Below are 17,999 nucleotides of genomic sequence, written 5' to 3'. Positions count from 1 at the left end.
ACTTAACTCATTGATTTATAATGGTGAAAAATTAATTGGCTTAAGTTGTCGGTTTTTGACGACAGGGTGGCGTTTTTTTCTTCACCCGATGTGGCGTTAATGAGCGACTTTTGACAGAGAATAAATTTTTTATCCATATATATCAGTATGTTAAAAATTACTTGAAAAGTTGGCACGATAAGTGCATTATTCTCCCCAGTTGCTCATTCAACTTTTTATGACGGCCCCGTATTTAGACGGAACAGTTGCCTCATAAGCCTCCGAATGATGCCAAAGAAATGGTGCCTATCGTCCAACCAAACCGATAACAGACGCGCAAGCGCTTTATCAAGCATCGGGCGACACGTGGAGTGAGGCACCGCCTGTATCCAACTGTGATGAATATTCATCAATCCCGGATACTTACGGATGCTATTCGTCCTGTTCGATGCCAGCCTTGTGCTACATCACCCTGGGGACGAGATTCAAGGGCATCCACACTTTCTTGCGATGGGGCAGCCCTGCCCCAGCGTCAAATCTCAAAGTTATGCTTACCTCTGTATTCATCCGTTATCGAAAGCCTTAAACGCAAACTCCCTACGATGGCCCGCTGACCTGTATTTTCCTGACGCTCCGCGGAACGCCGGGCTTTCCTCTCATCGGCGACTCGGTTAGCATCGGAGCAGACTAGAGACAATGAGATGATTTCGTTGAAAAGATGGCGTTTATTTCCCCGCTCACTGCGCCAACTGGTGCTGATGGCGTTCTTGTTGGTGCTGTTGCCACTGCTGGTGCTGGCCTATCAGGCTTACCAGAGTCTGGATCATCTCAGTGCTCAGGCGGCGGACATCAACCGCACCACGCTGGTGGATGCGCGACGTAGCGAAGCGATGACCAGCGTGGCGTTGGAAATGGAACGCAGCTATCGCCAGTACTGCGTGCTGGTGGATCCCACCCTGGCTCGGCTGTATCAGAACCAACGTAAACAGTATTCGCAGATGCTCGATGCCCACGCGCCGATCCTGCCGGATGAACGCTATTATCAAACCTTGCGCGATCTGCTAACCCAACTGGCGGCGATTAAATGCCAGAACAGCGGCCCGGACTCGCAGGCGTCGACGCTGCTGGAGTCGTTCTCGCGCTCCAATGCCGAGATGGTACAGGCCACGCGCGCCGTGGTGTTCTCTCGCGGCCAGCAGTTGCAGCAGGCGATCGCCGAGCGCGGCCAGTTCTTCGGCTGGCAGGCGCTGATGCTGTTCCTGGTCAGCGTGATGCTGGTGGTGCTGTTTACCCGGATGATTATCGGCCCGGTAAAAGCGGTCGAGCGTATGATCAACCGTCTGGGGGAAGGGCGGGCGTTGGGCAGTACCGCCTTGTTTAAAGGGCCGCGTGAACTGCGTTCGTTGGCACAGCGCATTATCTGGTTGAGTGAACGTTTGGCGTGGCTGGAGTCGCAGCGCCATGAGTTCCTGCGCCATATCTCGCATGAGTTGAAGACGCCGTTGGCCAGCATGCGTGAGGGCACCGAACTGCTGGCGGACGAAGTGGCCGGTCCGCTGACCTCAGATCAAAAAGAGGTGGTGGCCATTCTCGACGGCAGCAGTCGCCACCTGCAGCAACTGATTGAACAACTGCTGGATTACAACCGCAAACTGGCCGATGGTCCGGCAGAACATGAGAATGTTGAGCTGGAAGGGATGGTCGAAATGGTGGTGGCTGCGCACAGTTTGCCGGCGCGGGCAAAAATGATCGGCACCGAGATCCAACTGGATGCGGAAATCTGCTGGGCAGAGCCTACGCTATTAATGCGCGTGCTGGATAATCTCTACTCCAATGCGGTGCACTACGGCAAGGAATCCGGTAACATTTGGATCCGCAGCCGTCAGGTTGGGCAAAGGGTGCAGATTGATGTCGCTAACAGCGGCACGCCGATCCCCGAAGCCGAGAAAACCATGATTTTTGAGCCTTTTTTCCAGGGGAGTCACCAGCGAAAAGGGGCAGTAAAAGGAAGCGGTCTGGGGTTGAGCATCGCGCAGGATTGTATCCGCCGCATGCGTGGCGAACTGCAGTTGGTCGAAGTCGCCGGCGCAGACGTCTGCTTCCGTATTGAATTGCCATTAACCGCCGAGAATGAATAATAATGTACACATGGTCTAAACGCCTTCGTCTCTCGCAGACCGAACGTTCACCGCGTGCCACACAGGGCACGCCGCTCGGCAAGCGTCGATTTTCCTTTTTAGGCAGCGTTCTTTTTATGCCGTTTCTGTTAGCGGGCTGCGTCGATCGTGCGGTCAGCGGTGGCCTGAATCAGCCGCAGCAGGAAGCGATCCCGGACACCAAAGTGGTGGATTACCGCATCGCAGCGTGCGACACCCTGTGGCCGCTCGACGAAAAAGACGCGTTGAATAACTCACTTTACTGGCTGCGCGCCATGGACTGTGCCGATCGTATCGGTTCAACCCAGGCCCGTGCGCTGGCGAAAACCTTGCCCGGCAACAGTTGGGACGGCATTTTCAAGCAAAGCATTCTGTTGGGCAGCGCCGAGCCGACCTCGGGCGAACGCCGCCAGATGATCGATCGCCTGAACAGTTACCGCATGGAGTTCCCAAGTTCCCTGCGCCCGCTGTTGCAGCTGTGGCGTCAACAGCAGGTGCTGCAGATCACCCTGTTTGATGAAAAGGCGCGCTATCAACACCTGCAGGAAAGCTCTGACAGCCAGATCGATACGCTGCGTCAGAGCCAGGTGCGTCTACAGGCGCAGCTGCAGGACACTTCACGCAAGCTGGAAAACCTGACCGATATCGAACGTCAGCTCTCTTCACGCAAGCAGTTGCAGAGTGACATCCCGGACAACGGCGGGACGCAGCAAAAAACCGACGCCACGGGCAAGAAAGTCGCACCGGCCAAGGCGGCAGAGTCGGACGCCGAACCGGAGAAGGGCACCGCCCTGCCGGTGGAGCCGGAAGACACTTACGCGCCGCCCCCCGCTAACAAGGAGTCTCACGCGCAATGACCGCACGCAAACCGGCCAATTTGTTATTGGTTGACGACGATCCCAGCCTGCTCAAGCTGCTGGGGATGCGCCTGACCAGCGAAGGTTTCCATGTCACCACCGCCGAAAGTGGCCAGGAAGCGCTGCGCCTGTTAGGGCGTGAGAAGATTGATCTGGTGATCAGCGACCTGCGGATGGACGAAATGGACGGCATGGCGCTGTTTGTCGAGATCCAAAAGCACCAGCCGGGCATGCCGGTGATCATCCTGACCGCCCATGGCTCGATCCCGGACGCGGTGGCGGCTACCCAGCAAGGGGTGTTCAGCTTCCTGACCAAACCGGTGGATCGCGATGCGCTGTACAAAGCCATCGACGATGCGCTGTCGTTGTCACTGCCAGCCGGTGATGACAGCTGGCGTGAGGACATCGTCACCCGCAGCCCGATTATGCTGCGCCTGCTGGAGCAGGCAAAAATGGTGGCGCAGTCGGACGTCAGCGTATTGATTAACGGCCACAGCGGCACCGGTAAAGAGGTGTTGGCACAGGCTATCCACGGCGCCAGCCCGCGTGGCAAGAAGGCCTTTATTGCCATTAACTGCGGCGCGTTACCGGAGCAGTTGCTGGAGTCCGAACTGTTTGGCCATGCCAAAGGGGCCTTTACCGGCGCGGTCAGCAGCCGCGAAGGGCTGTTCCAGGCGGCGGCAGGCGGCACGCTGTTCCTCGACGAGATCGGCGATATGCCGCTTTCACTGCAGGTTAAGTTGTTGCGAGTTTTGCAGGAGCGCAAGGTGCGCCCGCTGGGCAGCAACCGCGATCTGGACATTGACGTCCGCATTATTTCCGCCACTCACCGCGATCTGCAAAAGGCGATGGCGAAAAACGAATTCCGCGAGGATTTGTACTACCGCCTGAACGTGGTGAACCTGAAGATCCCGGCGTTGAATGAGCGGGCCGAGGATATCCCGTTGCTGGCCAATCATCTGTTGCGTGAATCCGCCAAGCGCCATAAGCCGTTTGTCCGCAGTTTCTCAACGGATGCCATGAAACGCCTGATGACCGCTACCTGGCCGGGCAACGTGCGCCAACTGGTGAACGTGATCGAACAGTGTGTGGCCTTGACCTCTGCGCCGGTGATCAGTGAAGCGCTGGTTGAGCAGGCGCTGGAAGGCGAAAATACCGCCTTGCCGACCTTTGTCGAGGCGCGCAATCAGTTTGAATTGCACTATCTGCGCAAGCTGTTGCAAATCACCAAGGGTAATGTGACCCAGGCCGCGCGCATGGCGGGCCGCAACCGTACCGAGTTTTATAAATTGCTGTCGCGCCATGAACTGGACGCCAACGATTTTAAAGAATGATATTTTCCGCCGCAGCCTGCGCACGCAGGTTCTCAACAAACGCGGCGGAATGATTTACACTCCGTTCTCTTGTTTGCGGCATGGCCCAACACAGAGCACCATGGAACGTATTAAGCGGGATCCTAAACAATGAGCAGATCACTTTCCATCGCACTGGCCCAGCTAAATCTGCTGGTCGGTGACATTGAAGGCAACACCGAACGCATGTTGCAAACCGTGCAAGAGCAGCAGAAGGCGGGAGCCGATCTGGTCATGTTCACCGAGTTGGCGCTCTCCGGCTATCCGCCGGAAGACCTGCTGTATCGCAACGATTTTTATCAGCGCTGTGACGCGCAGTTGCACCGTTTACAGCAGGCATCTGCCGAGGTCGCCATTCTGGTTGGTCACCCGTGGCGCGAAGGTGACAAGCTGTATAATGCGCTGTCGCTGTTCTCCGAAGGGCAGTTGCTGACGCGGTACTTCAAGCAGCAGTTGCCGAACTACGGCGTTTTCGATGAGAAACGCTACTTCGAGGCCGGTAACGAAACCTGTGTGGTTGAGCTGAAAGGCTATCAATTGGGCCTGCTGATTTGCGAAGATTTGTGGTTCCCGGAACCGGTGGATGCCGCCAAGGCGGCCGGTGCCGAAATGATTTTGTCGATCAATGCCTCGCCGTATAACCGCGAAAAACCGTATATCCGCAAGACGCTGATGGCCGGCCATTGCCAACGTACTCATCTGCCGCTGGTGTATCTGAACCAGATCGGCGGGCAGGATGAGCTGATTTTTGACGGCTGCTCGAAGGTATTCGACGCGGCCGGCAACATGACCCACCGCCTGACGGCGTTTGCCGAGCAGGTGACCCTGCTTGAGCTCAATGAGCTGGAGGTGGTGCCGATGACCGCTCCGGCCGCCGAGCTGCCGCAGTTGGCACAGGTGTACGAAGCCCTGGTGTTGGCGGTGCGTGATTACGTGACCAAAAACGGCTTTAAGGGCGCGGTACTGGGGTTGTCCGGCGGCATCGATTCGGCGCTGACGTTGGCGATTGCCGTCGATGCGTTGGGCAAAGACAAAGTGCAGGCGCTGATGATGCCGTTCCGCTACACCGCGGATATCAGCATCGCTGATGCGAAGGAAGAAGCGGAAATCCTCGGCATTGAATTCGACATCGTCTCCATTGAACCTATGTTCGATGCCTTTATGGGCCAGCTGACGCCAATGTTTGCTGGTACCGAACGCGACACCACCGAAGAAAACCTGCAGGCACGCTGCCGTGGCGTGGTGTTGATGGCGCTGTCCAACAAACGCCGTAGCATCGTGCTGACCACCGGCAACAAAAGCGAGATGGCCGTAGGCTACGCCACGCTGTATGGTGATATGGCGGGTGGCTTCGACGTGCTGAAGGACGTACCGAAAACGCTGGTGTTCAAGCTGTCCGAATACCGCAATACCGTCTCATACGTGATCCCGCAGCGGGTTATCGATCGTCCGCCGTCCGCCGAGCTGGCACCGGATCAGCTCGATCAGGACAGTCTGCCGCCGTACGACATTCTGGATGCGATTCTGGAAGGTTATGTTGAGCGCGATAAGTCGGTCGCCGATCTGGTGGCTGAAGGTTTCGACGAGGCGATCGTGCGCAAGGTTATCCGCCTGGTGGATATCAACGAATACAAACGGCGTCAGGCCGCCGTTGGGCCGCGCATCACCGCCCGCAATTTCGGCAAAGACCGCCGCTACCCAATCACATCCGGCTTTGGCCGCAAAAATTGGTAAAGGAAACAAGATGAAAAAGATCGACGCTATTATCAAGCCGTTCAAACTGGATGATGTTCGTGAAGCGCTGGCTGAGGTTGGCATTACCGGGATGACCGTTACCGAAGTGAAAGGCTTTGGCCGCCAGAAGGGCCACACCGAGCTGTACCGTGGCGCGGAGTACATGGTCGATTTTCTGCCGAAGGTGAAAATTGAGATCGTGGTGGCCGACGATATCGTCGATACCTGCGTAGAGACCATCATGCAGACGGCGCAAACCGGCAAAATTGGCGACGGCAAAATCTTTGTCTTCGACGTGGCGCGAGTAGTGCGCATCCGTACCGGCGAGCAGGACGAAGAAGCGATCTAATTTAACGTTTCTGGTCTGAAATCCCTGAGGGCGCAGCTCAATACTGCGCCCTTGTTGTTTCCGCCATTCCCCCTTGAGCCCGCGGTTTTATTCTCCAGTCTCAGTCATTCCTGTGGTTAGCATTCTAAAAAAGCGAAGGCTGTCGCGTTTTGGATAGTTTTTCCGATCGCTTTCCGCACGGCATCTACACTCAACCCAACTGTTTTGATTAAGGTTGTTACCTATGATGACGCTGCGCCAAATCCGCCATTTCATTGCCGTGGCGGAAACCGGGTCGATCTCCGCCGCCGCTCAGGCGGTGTTTGTTTCCCAGTCCTCACTGACGCTGGCCATTCAGCAGTTGGAAACCGACATCGGTGTGCGGCTGTTTGATCGCCACGCCAAGGGCATGAACCTGACGCACCAGGGCCACCAGTTTCTGCGCCAGTCTTATCTGATCCTCGCGACGGTGGATAACGCCAAGCGCAGCCTGCAACTGGGGACCGAAAGCCTGACCGGAAAGCTGACCATCGGTGTGACCAGCCTGGTGGCCGGGTACTTTTTGGTCGAGCTGTTGAAGCGGTTTAAATCGGCTTACCCCAACGTCACCCTTCAGGTGATCGAAGACGAACGCCCTTATATTGAGCATCTGCTGGTGAGTGGAGAGATAGATATCGGCGTGCTGATCCTGTCGAATATCGAAGACCGCGACGCGTTGCAGACCGAAGTGCTGATGCATTCGCCTTATCGCCTGTGGCTGCCACCGCTGCATCCGCTGTTGGATCATGAAAGCATTGGTCTGGCGGACGTGGCGAAGCTGCCGTTGATCCAGCTTAACGCCGATGAAATGGACGTCCATGCGCGGCGCATCTGGGCTCGCGCCGGAGTGAAACCGGAGATTGCCATGAAAACCGGGTCGACGGAGGCGGTGCGCAGCCTGGTAGCAGCGGGCATGGGTGTCTCGATCCTGCCGGACATGGCCTACCGCGCCTGGTCGCTGGAAGGCAACATGATTGAGGCACGCAAGCTGGTGGATCTGCTGGAGCCGCTGGACATCGGTCTGGCCTGGCGACGCGGCAGTGCGCGGCCGGAGCTGGTCACGCCGTTCCTTACCATTGCGCGTGAGAACGGCAATATGCACGCCGCTGGGCTGAAGCATTCGATTTAATCGAACGCGGCGTTCAGTATTTAGAATTTGTTGGCTGCCTGAGGCTCGCTTAGTCTGATTGAAACTAACTTATTCACATTTAGTTAACGTTTTGGTCACTTAGAGGCGATACGCGATGGCAGATGTGCACCTCCTTTCAGGTTTATCCTGTCAGCAATTCATTAACGGTCAGTCGGTCGAAGGCGAAGGCCAGCAAGAGTGCATCGTTAATCCCGCCAATGGCGAAACGCTGGTTTCCATCACCGAAGCTTCATCGGCACAGGTTGGCAGTGCGGTCAAAGCGGCACAGCAGGCTTTCGGCCACTGGTCGCGCACCACGCCGGCCTACCGTGCTGCTATTCTGCTGCGCATTGCCGACGCCATCGAACGGCAGGCCGGGCGTCTGGCCGGTCTTGAGGCGCTCAACTGCGGCAAGCCGTTGCATCAGGCGCTCAATGACGATCTGCCGGCCGCCGTCGATGTGTTCCGGTTCTTTGCCGGCGCGGTACGCACCCAGCAGGGGCAATTGGCCGGTGAATATATTGAAGGCCACACTTCGATGATCCGCCGCGACCCGATCGGTGTGGTGGCCTCGATTGCGCCGTGGAACTACCCACTGATGATGGCGGCGTGGAAGATCGCGCCGGCGCTGGCGGCGGGTAACACCGTGGTATTCAAACCTTCCGAACATACTCCGCTGACCATTCTGGCGCTGGTGCCTGCGTTGCAGGACATCCTGCCACCGGGCGTGCTGAATATCATTTACGGCGGCGGGGAAGGGGTCGGCAGCCATCTGGTCGGTCATCCTCAGGTGCGGCTGGTCTCGGTTACCGGCGATATCGTCACCGGGCAAAAAATTCTGCAGGCCGCGGCGAAGAGCGTCAAACGTACTCACCTGGAGCTGGGCGGCAAGGCTCCGGTGATTGTTTGCGACGACGCCGACCTGGATGAAGTGGTCAACAGCATCCGCACCTATGGCTACTACAACGCCGGACAAGACTGCACCGCCGCCTGCCGCATCTACGCGCAGGCGGGGATCTATCCCAAGCTGGTGGAGGCGCTGGGCGAGGCGGTTGCCAGCCTGCGTTTTGCCCGCAAACGCGATGAAGACAACGAAATCGGCCCGCTGATCAGCAGCCGCCAACGCGATCGCGTCGCCAGCTTTGTCGAGCGGGCGCTCAGCCAGCCACATATTGAACTGATCACCGGCGCTGCCGCGCATTCCGGCCCTGGCTTCTACTACCAACCCACGCTGCTGGCGGGCTGCCTGCAAAGTGACGAAATCGTCCAGCGCGAAGTGTTCGGCCCGGTGGTGAGCGTCACTCGCTTCGAACATCTGGAGCAGGCGGTCAACTGGGCAAACGATTCCGAATACGGCCTGGCCTCGTCGGTCTGGACGCAGAATATCGATCGGGCGCTGCATATTGCCGCGCATCTGCAATACGGCAGCACCTGGATCAATACCCATTTCACCCTGGCGAGTGAGATGCCGCACGGGGGCCTGAAACGCTCCGGCTACGGCAAAGATCTGTCCAGTGATTCACTGCAAGACTACAGCGTGGTCAGACACGTCATGGCGAAGTTTAAAGCCAGCTTCTAATGAAATTAGGGCGGCAGCCGTTCCCTGCCGCACACAGATACGCAACACAGGGGTAATTACGATGGGAAAAACTACCGCAGTCACCACCACAGTTTCCGCACTCTGTTTCACCGTGCTTTGTGGCCTGGCCCAGGCGGCCGACTTGCCGCAGGCGCTGGGTAAAGGCGAAGGGCGACTGGATATCATTGCCTGGCCCGGCTATATCGAACGCGGTCAGTCCGATAAAAACTATGACTGGGTCAGCCAGTTTGAAAAACAAACCAGCTGTGCGGTGAATGTGAAAACCGCCGCCACCTCCGATGAAATGGTCAGCCTGATGGCCAAGGGCGGCTATGACCTGGTCACCGCTTCCGGCGACGCCTCGTTACGCCTGATCTTCGGTAAGCGGGTGCAGCCGATCAACCCTGCACTGATCCCCAACTGGAAAAATATCGACCCGCGCCTGCTGAACGGGGCCTGGTACACCGTAGACGGCAAAACCTACGGCACACCCTATCAGTGGGGGCCAAACCTGCTGATGTACAACACTAAAACCTTCCCGACGCCGCCAGACAGTTGGGCGGTGGTGTTCCAGCAACAAAACCTGCCGGACGGCAAGACCAATCAGGGCCGGGTACAGGCTTATGACGGGCCGATTTACATCGCCGATGCAGCGCTGTTCCTGAAGGCTACGCAGCCGCAGCTTGGCATCAGCGACCCGTACCAGTTGAACGAAGAGCAATATCAGGCGGCATTGAAGATATTGCGCACCCAGCATGCGTTGATCCACCGCTACTGGCATGACACCTCGGTACAGATGAGTGATTTCAAAAACGAAGGCGTCGTGGCCTCCAGCGCCTGGCCGTATCAGGCCAATGCCCTGAAAGGGGAAGGCCAGCCGATTGGCACCGTGTTCCCGAAAGAGGGCGTTACCGGCTGGGCGGACACCACCATGCTGCACGCCGATGCCAAACACCCGAACTGTGCTTATCTGTGGATGAACTGGTCGCTGGAGCCAAAAGTGCAGGGCGACGTTGCCGCCTGGTTTGGTTCGGTACCGGCGTCTCCGGCAGGCTGCAAGGCCAGTACGCTGCTGGGTGACAAGGGGTGTGAAACCAACGGCTTCAACCAGTTCGACAAGATTGCCTTCTGGAAAACGCCGCAGGCTCAGGGCGGAAAGTTCGTGCCGTACAGCCGCTGGACTCAGGACTATATCGCCATCATGGGCGGTCGGTAACCCGCGGAGGGCGTAGCCTGCTACGCCCGATGAATGCCTATCAGGAGCGCAGATCATGACCATTGCCGTACAATTTATCGATGTTTCGCGGAGCTTCGGCGACGTTCGCGCCGTGGACCGGGTTTCTATCGAAATACAAGATGGGGAATTCTTCTCCATGCTCGGGCCTTCCGGCTCGGGTAAAACCACCTGCCTGCGACTGATCGCCGGCTTTGAACAACTCAGCGCCGGTTCGATCCGTATTCACGGCCAGGAAGCGGCCAATCTGCCGCCGTATCAGCGTGACGTGAATACCGTCTTCCAGGATTACGCGCTGTTCCCGCACATGTCGGTGCTGGAAAACGTGGCCTACGGATTGATGGTGAAAGGCGTCACCAAGCGTGAAAGGTTGGCTCGGGCCCAAGAGGCGCTGGACAGTGTGGCGCTGGGGTTCGTCGCCGAACGCAAACCGGCGCACCTTTCCGGTGGTCAGCGGCAGCGTGTGGCACTGGCCCGCGCACTGGTTAACCGACCACGGGTGCTGTTGCTGGATGAACCGCTGGGCGCGCTGGATCTCAAGCTGCGTGAACAGATGCAGGGCGAACTGAAAAAGCTGCAGCGCCAGTTGGGGATCACCTTTATTTTCGTCACCCATGATCAGAGCGAAGCGCTGTCGATGTCGGATCGGGTGGCGGTGTTCAATAACGGGCGTATCGAGCAGGTGGACGCGCCACGTGAACTGTATATGCGGCCGAAGACGCCGTTTGTCGCCGAATTTGTCGGGACTTCCAACGTGGTGCGCAGCGAGCTGGCGCAGCGCTTGCTCGGCCAGACCGCCACCTTCTCTATCCGCCCCGAACATATTCGCCTGGTGGATATGACCGGTGCCGCGCAGGGCGAAATTCAGGTGCAGGGCACGCTGCAAGAGATCCATTATCAGGGCGCGGCGACGCGTTATGAAATTGCGCTGAGCAGCGGTGAAAAACTGCTGGTCAGCGAGGCGAATCCTCAGTGGCACGCCGCCGGACAGCAGCATTTGATCGGTCAGCCGGTCACCGCCTGCTGGTCGCGTGAAGCGATGGTGCCGCTGCTGGAGGAGAGGTGAGATGGAGATGAGCATCGACTATCCCGCGCCGCGCCGCGGTACCTTGCGCGCCCTGTCGACCTTTCTCTACCGCCGGCCGACGCTGTACCTGCTGCTGTTACTGGTGCCGCCGCTGCTGTGGTTCGGTGCGGTGTACCTCGGCTCATTATTGACGCTGTTGTGGCAGGGGTTCTATACCTTCGACGATTTCACCATGACGGTGACGCCGGATCTGACCTTCGATAACCTGCGGGCGCTGTTTAACCCGGCCAACTACGACATCATCCTGCGCACGCTGACAATGGCGGTGCTGGTGTCACTGGCCAGTGCGGTGCTGGCGTTCCCGATTGCCTATTACATGGCGCGTTACACCAGCGGCCGCGTCAAAGCGTTCTTTTATATCGCGGTGATGATGCCGATGTGGGCCAGCTATATCGTCAAGGCCTATGCCTGGACGCTGCTGCTGGCGAAGGATGGCGTGGCGCAGTGGTTCTTGCAGCATCTGGGGCTGGAGCCGGTACTGGCAGCGATCCTGACCGTGCCGGGCGTCGGCGGCAATACCCTGTCGACCTCCGGGCTGGGGCGTTTTCTGGTGTTTGTCTATATCTGGCTGCCGTTCATGATCCTGCCGATCCAGGCGGCGCTGGAACGTCTGCCACCTTCGTTGCTGCACGCCTCGGCGGATCTGGGCGCACGTCCGTCGCAGACTTTCCGTTACGTGATCCTGCCGCTGGCGGTGCCAGGCATTGCCGCGGGGTCGATCTTCACCTTCTCGCTGACGCTGGGGGACTTTATTGTGCCGCAGCTGGTGGGGCCGCCGGGCTATTTCATAGGCAGCATGGTGTACGCCCAGCAAGGGGCGATCGGCAATATGCCGATGGCAGCAGCCTTCACCCTGGTGCCGATTGTGTTGATCGCGATTTATCTTTCCATTGTGAAACGTCTGGGGGCCTTCGATGCACTCTGAGCGCGCGCCATTAGGGCTGAAACTGGCCGCCTGGGGCGGTCTGATTTTCCTGCATTTCCCGCTGGCGATTATCGCCATCTATGCCTTCAACACCGAGGACGCGGCGTTCAGCTTCCCACCGAAGGGCTTCACGCTGCATTGGTTTAGCGTGGCTGCCGGTCGGCAGGACATTATCGATGCGATGCTGCTTTCCGCGCAGATTGCCGCGCTGGCGACGGCGGTAGCGCTGGTGCTGGGCACCCTGGCAGCGGCGGCGCTGTACCGGCGTGATTTCTTCGGTAAAGACAGCATTTCACTGTTGCTGCTGTTACCGATCGCGCTACCGGGCATTGTCACCGGTCTGGCGCTGCTGGCGGCGTTCAAGGCACTGAATATCGAGCCGGGGGTGCTGACCATCGTGATTGGCCATGCCACCTTCTGCGTGGTGATCGTGTTCAACAACGTCATCGCTCGTTTCCGCCGGACTTCCCATAGCCTGATCGAGGCGTCAATGGATCTCGGCGCCGACGGCTGGCAAACCTTCCGCTACGTGATGCTACCCAATCTGGGCTCGGCATTGCTGGCCGGGGGCATGCTGGCATTCGCGCTGTCGTTTGATGAAATCATCGTCACCACCTTTACCGCCGGACATGAGCGCACGTTGCCGCTGTGGTTGCTGAACCAGCTTGGCCGTCCGCGCGATGTGCCCATCACCAACGTGGTGGCGCTGTCGGTGATGTTGCTGACCATGTTCCCGATTTTGGGGGCCTATTACCTGACCAAGGGCGGCGAGAGCGTCGCCGGCAGCGGCAAATAACCTCTGACCCTAATGCGTACCAGACATCTTATAAAAGGATAACCCTATGCAAAGCCAATTGTTGATTAACGGCCAACTGGTTACCGGCCAGGGCGAGTTGTTGCCGGTGTATAACCCGGCAACCGGAGAGGTGGTGGTACAGGTGGCTGAAGCCAGTGCAGAGCAGGTCGATCAGGCCGTACTGGCGGCCGACGCCGCATTTGTACACTGGGGGCAGACCACGCCGAAAGAACGTGCTGAACACCTGTTGAAGCTGGCGGATCTGATCGACAGCCATGCGGAAACCCTGGCCCGCCTGGAATCGATCAACTGCGGTAAACCCTACCACTGCGTGCTGAATGACGAACTGCCGGGCGTGGCTGATGTCTTCCGCTTCTTCGCCGGGGCCAGTCGTTGCCTGAGCGGGCTGGCGGCCGGTGAGTATCTGGCCGGACACACGTCGATGATCCGCCGCGATCCGCTGGGCGTAGTCGCCTCGATCGCCCCCTGGAACTATCCGCTGATGATGGCGGCGTGGAAGCTGGCTCCGGCGCTGGCGGCAGGTAACTGCGTGGTGCTTAAGCCGTCGGAACAAACCCCGTTGACCACCTTCAAGCTGGCCGAACTGGCCGCCGGTCTGTTCCCGCCGGGCGTGTTTAACGTGCTGTTCGGCCGTGGTGCCAGCGTCGGTGATCGCCTGACCGGCCATAACAAAGTACGCATGGTGTCGCTGACCGGCTCAATCGCCACCGGCGAACACATCATTGGCCATACCGCATCCGGCATTAAGCGCACCCATATGGAGCTGGGGGGCAAGGCACCGGTGCTGGTGTTTGACGACGCCGACCTGCAGCAGGTGGTGGAGGGGATCCGCAGCTTTGGTTTCTACAACGCCGGTCAGGACTGTACCGCCGCCTGCCGAATTTATGCGCAGAAGGGGATCTATCCGCAGTTGGTGAAGGCGTTGGGCGAGGCCATCGGTAGCCTGAAGATCGGCCCACCGGAAGATCAAAGTAGCGAACTGGGCCCGTTGATAACCGCCCAACATCTGGAGCGGGTGGTGGGTTTTGTCGAACGGGCCAAGGCTTTGCCGCATGTGCAGGTGGTGACCGGTGGTGAAAGGGTTAACGGCCCTGGCTACTATTTCCAGCCGACGCTGTTGGCGGGGGCTCGGCAGGAAGATGAAATCGTCCAGCGTGAAGTGTTCGGCCCGGTGGTGACCGTCACGCCGTTCGACGACGAAGCACAGGTACTGGCCTGGGCCAACGAGTCTGACTACGGGCTGGCGTCTTCCCTGTGGACGCGCGACGTGGGCCGGGCACACCGCCTGAGCGCCCGTTTGCAGTATGGTTGTACCTGGGTGAATACCCATTTTATGCTGGTCAGCGAGATGCCGCACGGTGGCCAAAAGCTGTCCGGTTACGGCAAGGATATGTCGATGTACGGCCTGGAAGATTACACCGCTATCCGCCACGTGATGTTTAAACATTGATTCATCAGGTTTTATCTGCAAAATAACGCGGCTTTCAGACCGGCTCCGGCCGGTCTGATGATAATAAAAACAGACTGCTGACAAAGCCCGTTATTAGGGAGAGCGTGCCGAAGGGGTTGTAGCGGCTTGCCCGCCGGAGCGCCCCTCGGTGCGCTAGGCCCGGTATCTCGGGTTCAAAGACCACTTTGTCATCAAACTCAAAGGAAGCCAATTATGGGTATCACCAGACGCGATTTTCTTAATGGGGTAGCGATCACCATCGCCGCCGGGTTAACGCCGATGCAGATCCTGCGCGCATCGCCGCAAACCGCCAATCAAACCCTCTATTACCCACCGACGCTGACCGGGCTGCGGGGCAACCATCCCGGTTCGTTTGAGCATGCGCATCAATTGGGACGTGACGGCAAGGCCTTCGATTTTGCCAGCATCCCAGCCACGGAAGAGTTCGATCTGGTGGTGGTCGGTGCCGGAATCAGCGGGCTGGCGGCAGCCTGCTTCTGGCAGCAAATGAACGGGCCGCAGCAGCGTATTTTACTGATTGATAATCACGATGACTTTGGTGGTCACGCCAAGCGTAATGAGTTCAGCAGCGAGAACGGCACCATCCTCGGCTACGGTGGCAGCGAGTCGCTGCAGTCGCCGCGATCCAACTTCAGTCCGGTGGCGATGGGGCTGCTGCAAAAGCTGGGCGTCAGTATCGACAACCTGGAAAAGGCTTTCGATAAAACCTTCTACCCGGATCTGAACCTGAGCCGTGGCGTCTATTTCGATCGCAAAAACTTCGGCGTCGACAAAGTGGTGAACGGGGATCCGGGCCGCATGGTGGCGGATGATATCCCCCATGACCGCCTCAACGGCCGTTCCTACGAAGCCTTTATCGGTGATTTCCCACTGCCGGAAAGCGATCGTCAGGCGCTGATTGTGCTGCACACCGTGGATAAAGATTATCTGCCGGAGATGAACCAGGAACAGAAAAGCGAATGGCTCGACAAGCACAGCTATACCGAATTCCTGCGTGACAAGGTTGGCCTGAGCGAAATGGCGATCCGCTATTTCCAACAAACCACCAGTGATTTCCAGGCGGTGGGTATCGACGCCACCTCTTGCAGCGATGCGCGTATCTGCGATCTTCCCGGCCTGAACGGCATGAACCTGCCGCCGCTGGATGAAGAGTCGCAGGCGGATCTCGACGATCCTTACGTGTTCCATTTCCCGGACGGCAACGCCACGCTGACGCGCTTAATGGTGCGCCATCTGATCCCGGCAGTCTCACCGGGTGGTAACGACATGAATGACATCGTGTTGGCGAAGTTCGACTACAGCCAACTCGACCGAGCGGAGTCACCGGTAAAACTGCGGTTGAACAGCACCGGGCTGCACGCGGCCAACGTCGGTGATAAGGTCGAGGTGACCTATATGACCGGCGAGAAGATGACCAAGGTGCGCGCCGGACAGGTCGTGATGGCTGGGTACAACATGATGATCCCGTATCTGGTGCCGGAAATGTCAGCTGAGCAGCAACAGGCGCTGAAGCAGAACGTCAAGTCGCCGCTGGTGTACAGCAAAGTGGTGATCCGCAACTGGCAGTCGTTTATCAAACTGGGCGTGCATGAAGTTTACTCGCCGACGGCGCCTTATTGCCGTGTGAAGCTGGATTATCCGGTGAGCATGGGCGGCTATCAGCACCCGCGGGATCCGAACCAGCCGATTGGCCTGCACATGGTGTATGTGCCGACGCTGGCGGGCAGCGGGCTGAGCCCGCGTGAACAGTCGCGCAAAGGTCGCGCCTTGCTGTTGGGTACGCCGTTTGAAGTGCATGAGCAGATGATCCGCGAACAGTTGCAGGGCATGCTCGGCTCTGCCGGTTTCGATCATCAGCGGGATATCGAGGCGATCACCGTTAACCGCTGGTCGCACGGCTATTCTTACTTCCTCAACGGGCTGTTTGACGACGAGGACGAGGCGAAGAAAATCATAGAGACGGCACGCCAGCCGATCGGCAAAATTGTGATTGCCAACTCGGATTCAGACTGGAGTCCGTACGCCAATTCGGCGATCGACCAGGCATGGCGCGCGGTAAATGAACTGGCCTTCGGCCATGTTGCCGCCAAGGAGGGAGCATGAGCATGCGTTCACTGTATTTACTGACCTTACTGGTGGCGGGCGGTTCGGCCCAGGCGATGTCGGCCGGAGAATACGTGGCCAAGGCCGGTGACTGCACCGCCTGCCATACCGCACCGGGCGGTGCTCTGTTTGCCGGTGGCATGAAGTTCCCGACTCCGTTGGGCAATATTTACGCTACCAATATTACGCCAGATAAGCAGCAGGGCATCGGAGCTTATTCCTTTGACGAGTTTGACCGTGCGATGCGCCAGGGGATCGCCAAAGATGGCCATCGGCTGTATCCGGCGATGCCGTACACCTCTTACGCCAAAATGAATGCGGAAGATATGCGCGCGCTGTACGACTACCTGATGAAGGAGGTCCCGGCGCAGAATACGGCTAACCGTGCCAGTGATATCAGTTGGCCACTGTCGATGCGTTGGCCGTTGGCAATATGGAACCAGCTGTTCCATGAGGATATGCCTTACCAGCCGGACGCGGGTCAGAGTGCTGAATGGAATCGCGGGGCTTATTTGGTGCAAGGAGCGGGGCACTGCGGCAGTTGCCATACGCCGCGTGGTTGGGCGATGCAGGAGAAAGGATTGGACAGCAAAGAGCCGGCCTTCCTGAGTGGTGCCGAACTGGACGGGTGGTACGCTTCCGGATTACGCGGGCTGCAACAGGACGAGGTCGTGGCCCTGCTGAAAACCGGACGTAGCCAACATGCGGCGGTCGCAGGGCCGATGGGTGAGGTGGTTAGCCACAGTACGCAATATCTGACCGATGGCGATCTGAATGCCATTGCGACCTATCTGCACAGCCTGGCGGCGGAAAAACCGCAGGCGGACAAAGCCATGGCAATGAAGACCGGCAATTCGCAGGCAGGGCAAGCCACCTATGCCATGTATTGCTCAACCTGCCATGGCAATAAGGGCGAGGGCAGCGACAACACCATTCCGGCACTGGCGGGTAACACAACGGTCACGGCGGAAAACCCGTTAACTGCGCTGCGCGTGGTGCTGGAAGGGGCGCATACGCCAATCACCCAACATGCCACGGCAATCGCCATGCCGGGTTACGCCTGGACGTTGAACGATCAACAGGCCGCCGATCTGATGAGTTATTTACGGGGAAGCTGGGGTAACCAGGCGGCACCGGTTACGGCGCAACAGGTTCAAGAGACACGTAAGCTGGCGGAGAAATAACAGAAGGGCGCGGGTTGAGCTGTTT

At 58.4% G+C, this 17,999-nt stretch carries 14 protein-coding genes; all 14 read left to right on the top strand.

Annotated elements, in window-relative coordinates; translation table 11 throughout:
* Positions 1–680 precede the first annotated feature (680 nt).
* Positions 681–2,117: a sensor histidine kinase gene (locus NHG65_RS19960; RefSeq protein ID WP_099062690.1), complete on the top strand. Its 1,437-nt coding sequence runs from the start codon at positions 681–683 to the stop codon at positions 2,115–2,117.
* Between the two features lie 2 nt (positions 2,118–2,119).
* Positions 2,120–2,992 (top strand): two-component system QseEF-associated lipoprotein QseG, encoded by an 873-nt coding sequence (gene qseG / locus NHG65_RS19955; protein ID WP_207979569.1) that lies wholly within the window; start codon positions 2,120–2,122, stop codon positions 2,990–2,992.
* Positions 2,989–4,326, top strand: coding sequence for a two-component system response regulator GlrR (gene glrR, locus NHG65_RS19950; protein ID WP_099062688.1), 1,338 nt, complete (start codon positions 2,989–2,991; stop codon positions 4,324–4,326). Before qseG ends, glrR begins: the two co-directional genes overlap by 4 nt.
* A 129-nt stretch (positions 4,327–4,455) precedes the next feature.
* A complete protein-coding gene (locus NHG65_RS19945) occupies positions 4,456–6,078 on the top strand; it encodes an NAD+ synthase (protein WP_099062687.1) in 1,623 nt (540 codons plus the stop codon).
* A gap of 10 nt (positions 6,079–6,088) precedes the next feature.
* Positions 6,089–6,427, top strand: a complete 339-nt coding sequence (gene glnB / locus NHG65_RS19940; RefSeq protein ID WP_004847623.1) for a nitrogen regulatory protein P-II — start codon at positions 6,089–6,091, stop codon at positions 6,425–6,427.
* A 223-nt stretch (positions 6,428–6,650) separates the two neighbouring features.
* Positions 6,651–7,574: a LysR substrate-binding domain-containing protein gene (locus NHG65_RS19935; RefSeq protein ID WP_219016806.1), complete on the top strand. Its 924-nt coding sequence runs from the start codon at positions 6,651–6,653 to the stop codon at positions 7,572–7,574.
* A 115-nt stretch (positions 7,575–7,689) separates the two neighbouring features.
* A complete protein-coding gene (locus NHG65_RS19930) occupies positions 7,690–9,153 on the top strand; it encodes a gamma-aminobutyraldehyde dehydrogenase (protein ID WP_085118316.1) in 1,464 nt (487 codons plus the stop codon).
* 61 nt (positions 9,154–9,214) lie between these two features.
* On the top strand, positions 9,215–10,369 hold the full coding sequence (ydcS, locus tag NHG65_RS19925; protein WP_085118314.1) for a putative ABC transporter substrate-binding protein YdcS: 1,155 nt from the start codon (positions 9,215–9,217) through the stop codon (positions 10,367–10,369).
* Positions 10,370–10,424: 55 nt separating this feature from the next.
* Positions 10,425–11,453: an ABC transporter ATP-binding protein gene (locus NHG65_RS19920; protein WP_219016805.1), complete on the top strand. Its 1,029-nt coding sequence runs from the start codon at positions 10,425–10,427 to the stop codon at positions 11,451–11,453.
* A gap of 7 nt (positions 11,454–11,460) precedes the next feature.
* Positions 11,461–12,399, top strand: a complete 939-nt coding sequence (locus NHG65_RS19915) for an ABC transporter permease (protein ID WP_369804750.1) — start codon at positions 11,461–11,463, stop codon at positions 12,397–12,399.
* Positions 12,389–13,195, top strand: coding sequence for an ABC transporter permease (locus NHG65_RS19910; RefSeq protein WP_085118310.1), 807 nt, complete (start codon positions 12,389–12,391; stop codon positions 13,193–13,195). Before NHG65_RS19915 ends, NHG65_RS19910 begins: the two co-directional genes overlap by 11 nt.
* 46 nt (positions 13,196–13,241) lie before the next feature.
* Positions 13,242–14,666 (top strand): aminobutyraldehyde dehydrogenase, encoded by a 1,425-nt coding sequence (patD, locus tag NHG65_RS19905; protein WP_099062685.1) that lies wholly within the window; start codon positions 13,242–13,244, stop codon positions 14,664–14,666.
* Positions 14,667–14,879: 213 nt separating this feature from the next.
* The gene (locus NHG65_RS19900; RefSeq protein WP_413481376.1) at positions 14,880–16,790 is read left to right on the top strand and encodes an NAD(P)-binding protein; all 1,911 of its coding nucleotides are present in this window, start codon (positions 14,880–14,882) and stop codon (positions 16,788–16,790) included.
* Entirely contained in the window at positions 16,787–17,974 is a 1,188-nt protein-coding gene (locus NHG65_RS19895; protein WP_499182583.1) for a c-type cytochrome, read from the top strand. The genes NHG65_RS19900 and NHG65_RS19895 overlap by 4 nt, the downstream gene beginning before the upstream one ends.
* The last annotated feature ends 25 nt before the right edge of the window (positions 17,975–17,999 follow it).

Origin of the sequence: Serratia myotis, from assembly GCF_027474885.1 — a bacterium.
Lineage (GTDB): Bacteria > Pseudomonadota > Gammaproteobacteria > Enterobacterales > Enterobacteriaceae > Serratia > Serratia proteamaculans.
Note: the sequence above shows the minus strand (reverse complement) of the source record. Positions and strands in the feature narration are given on the sequence as shown.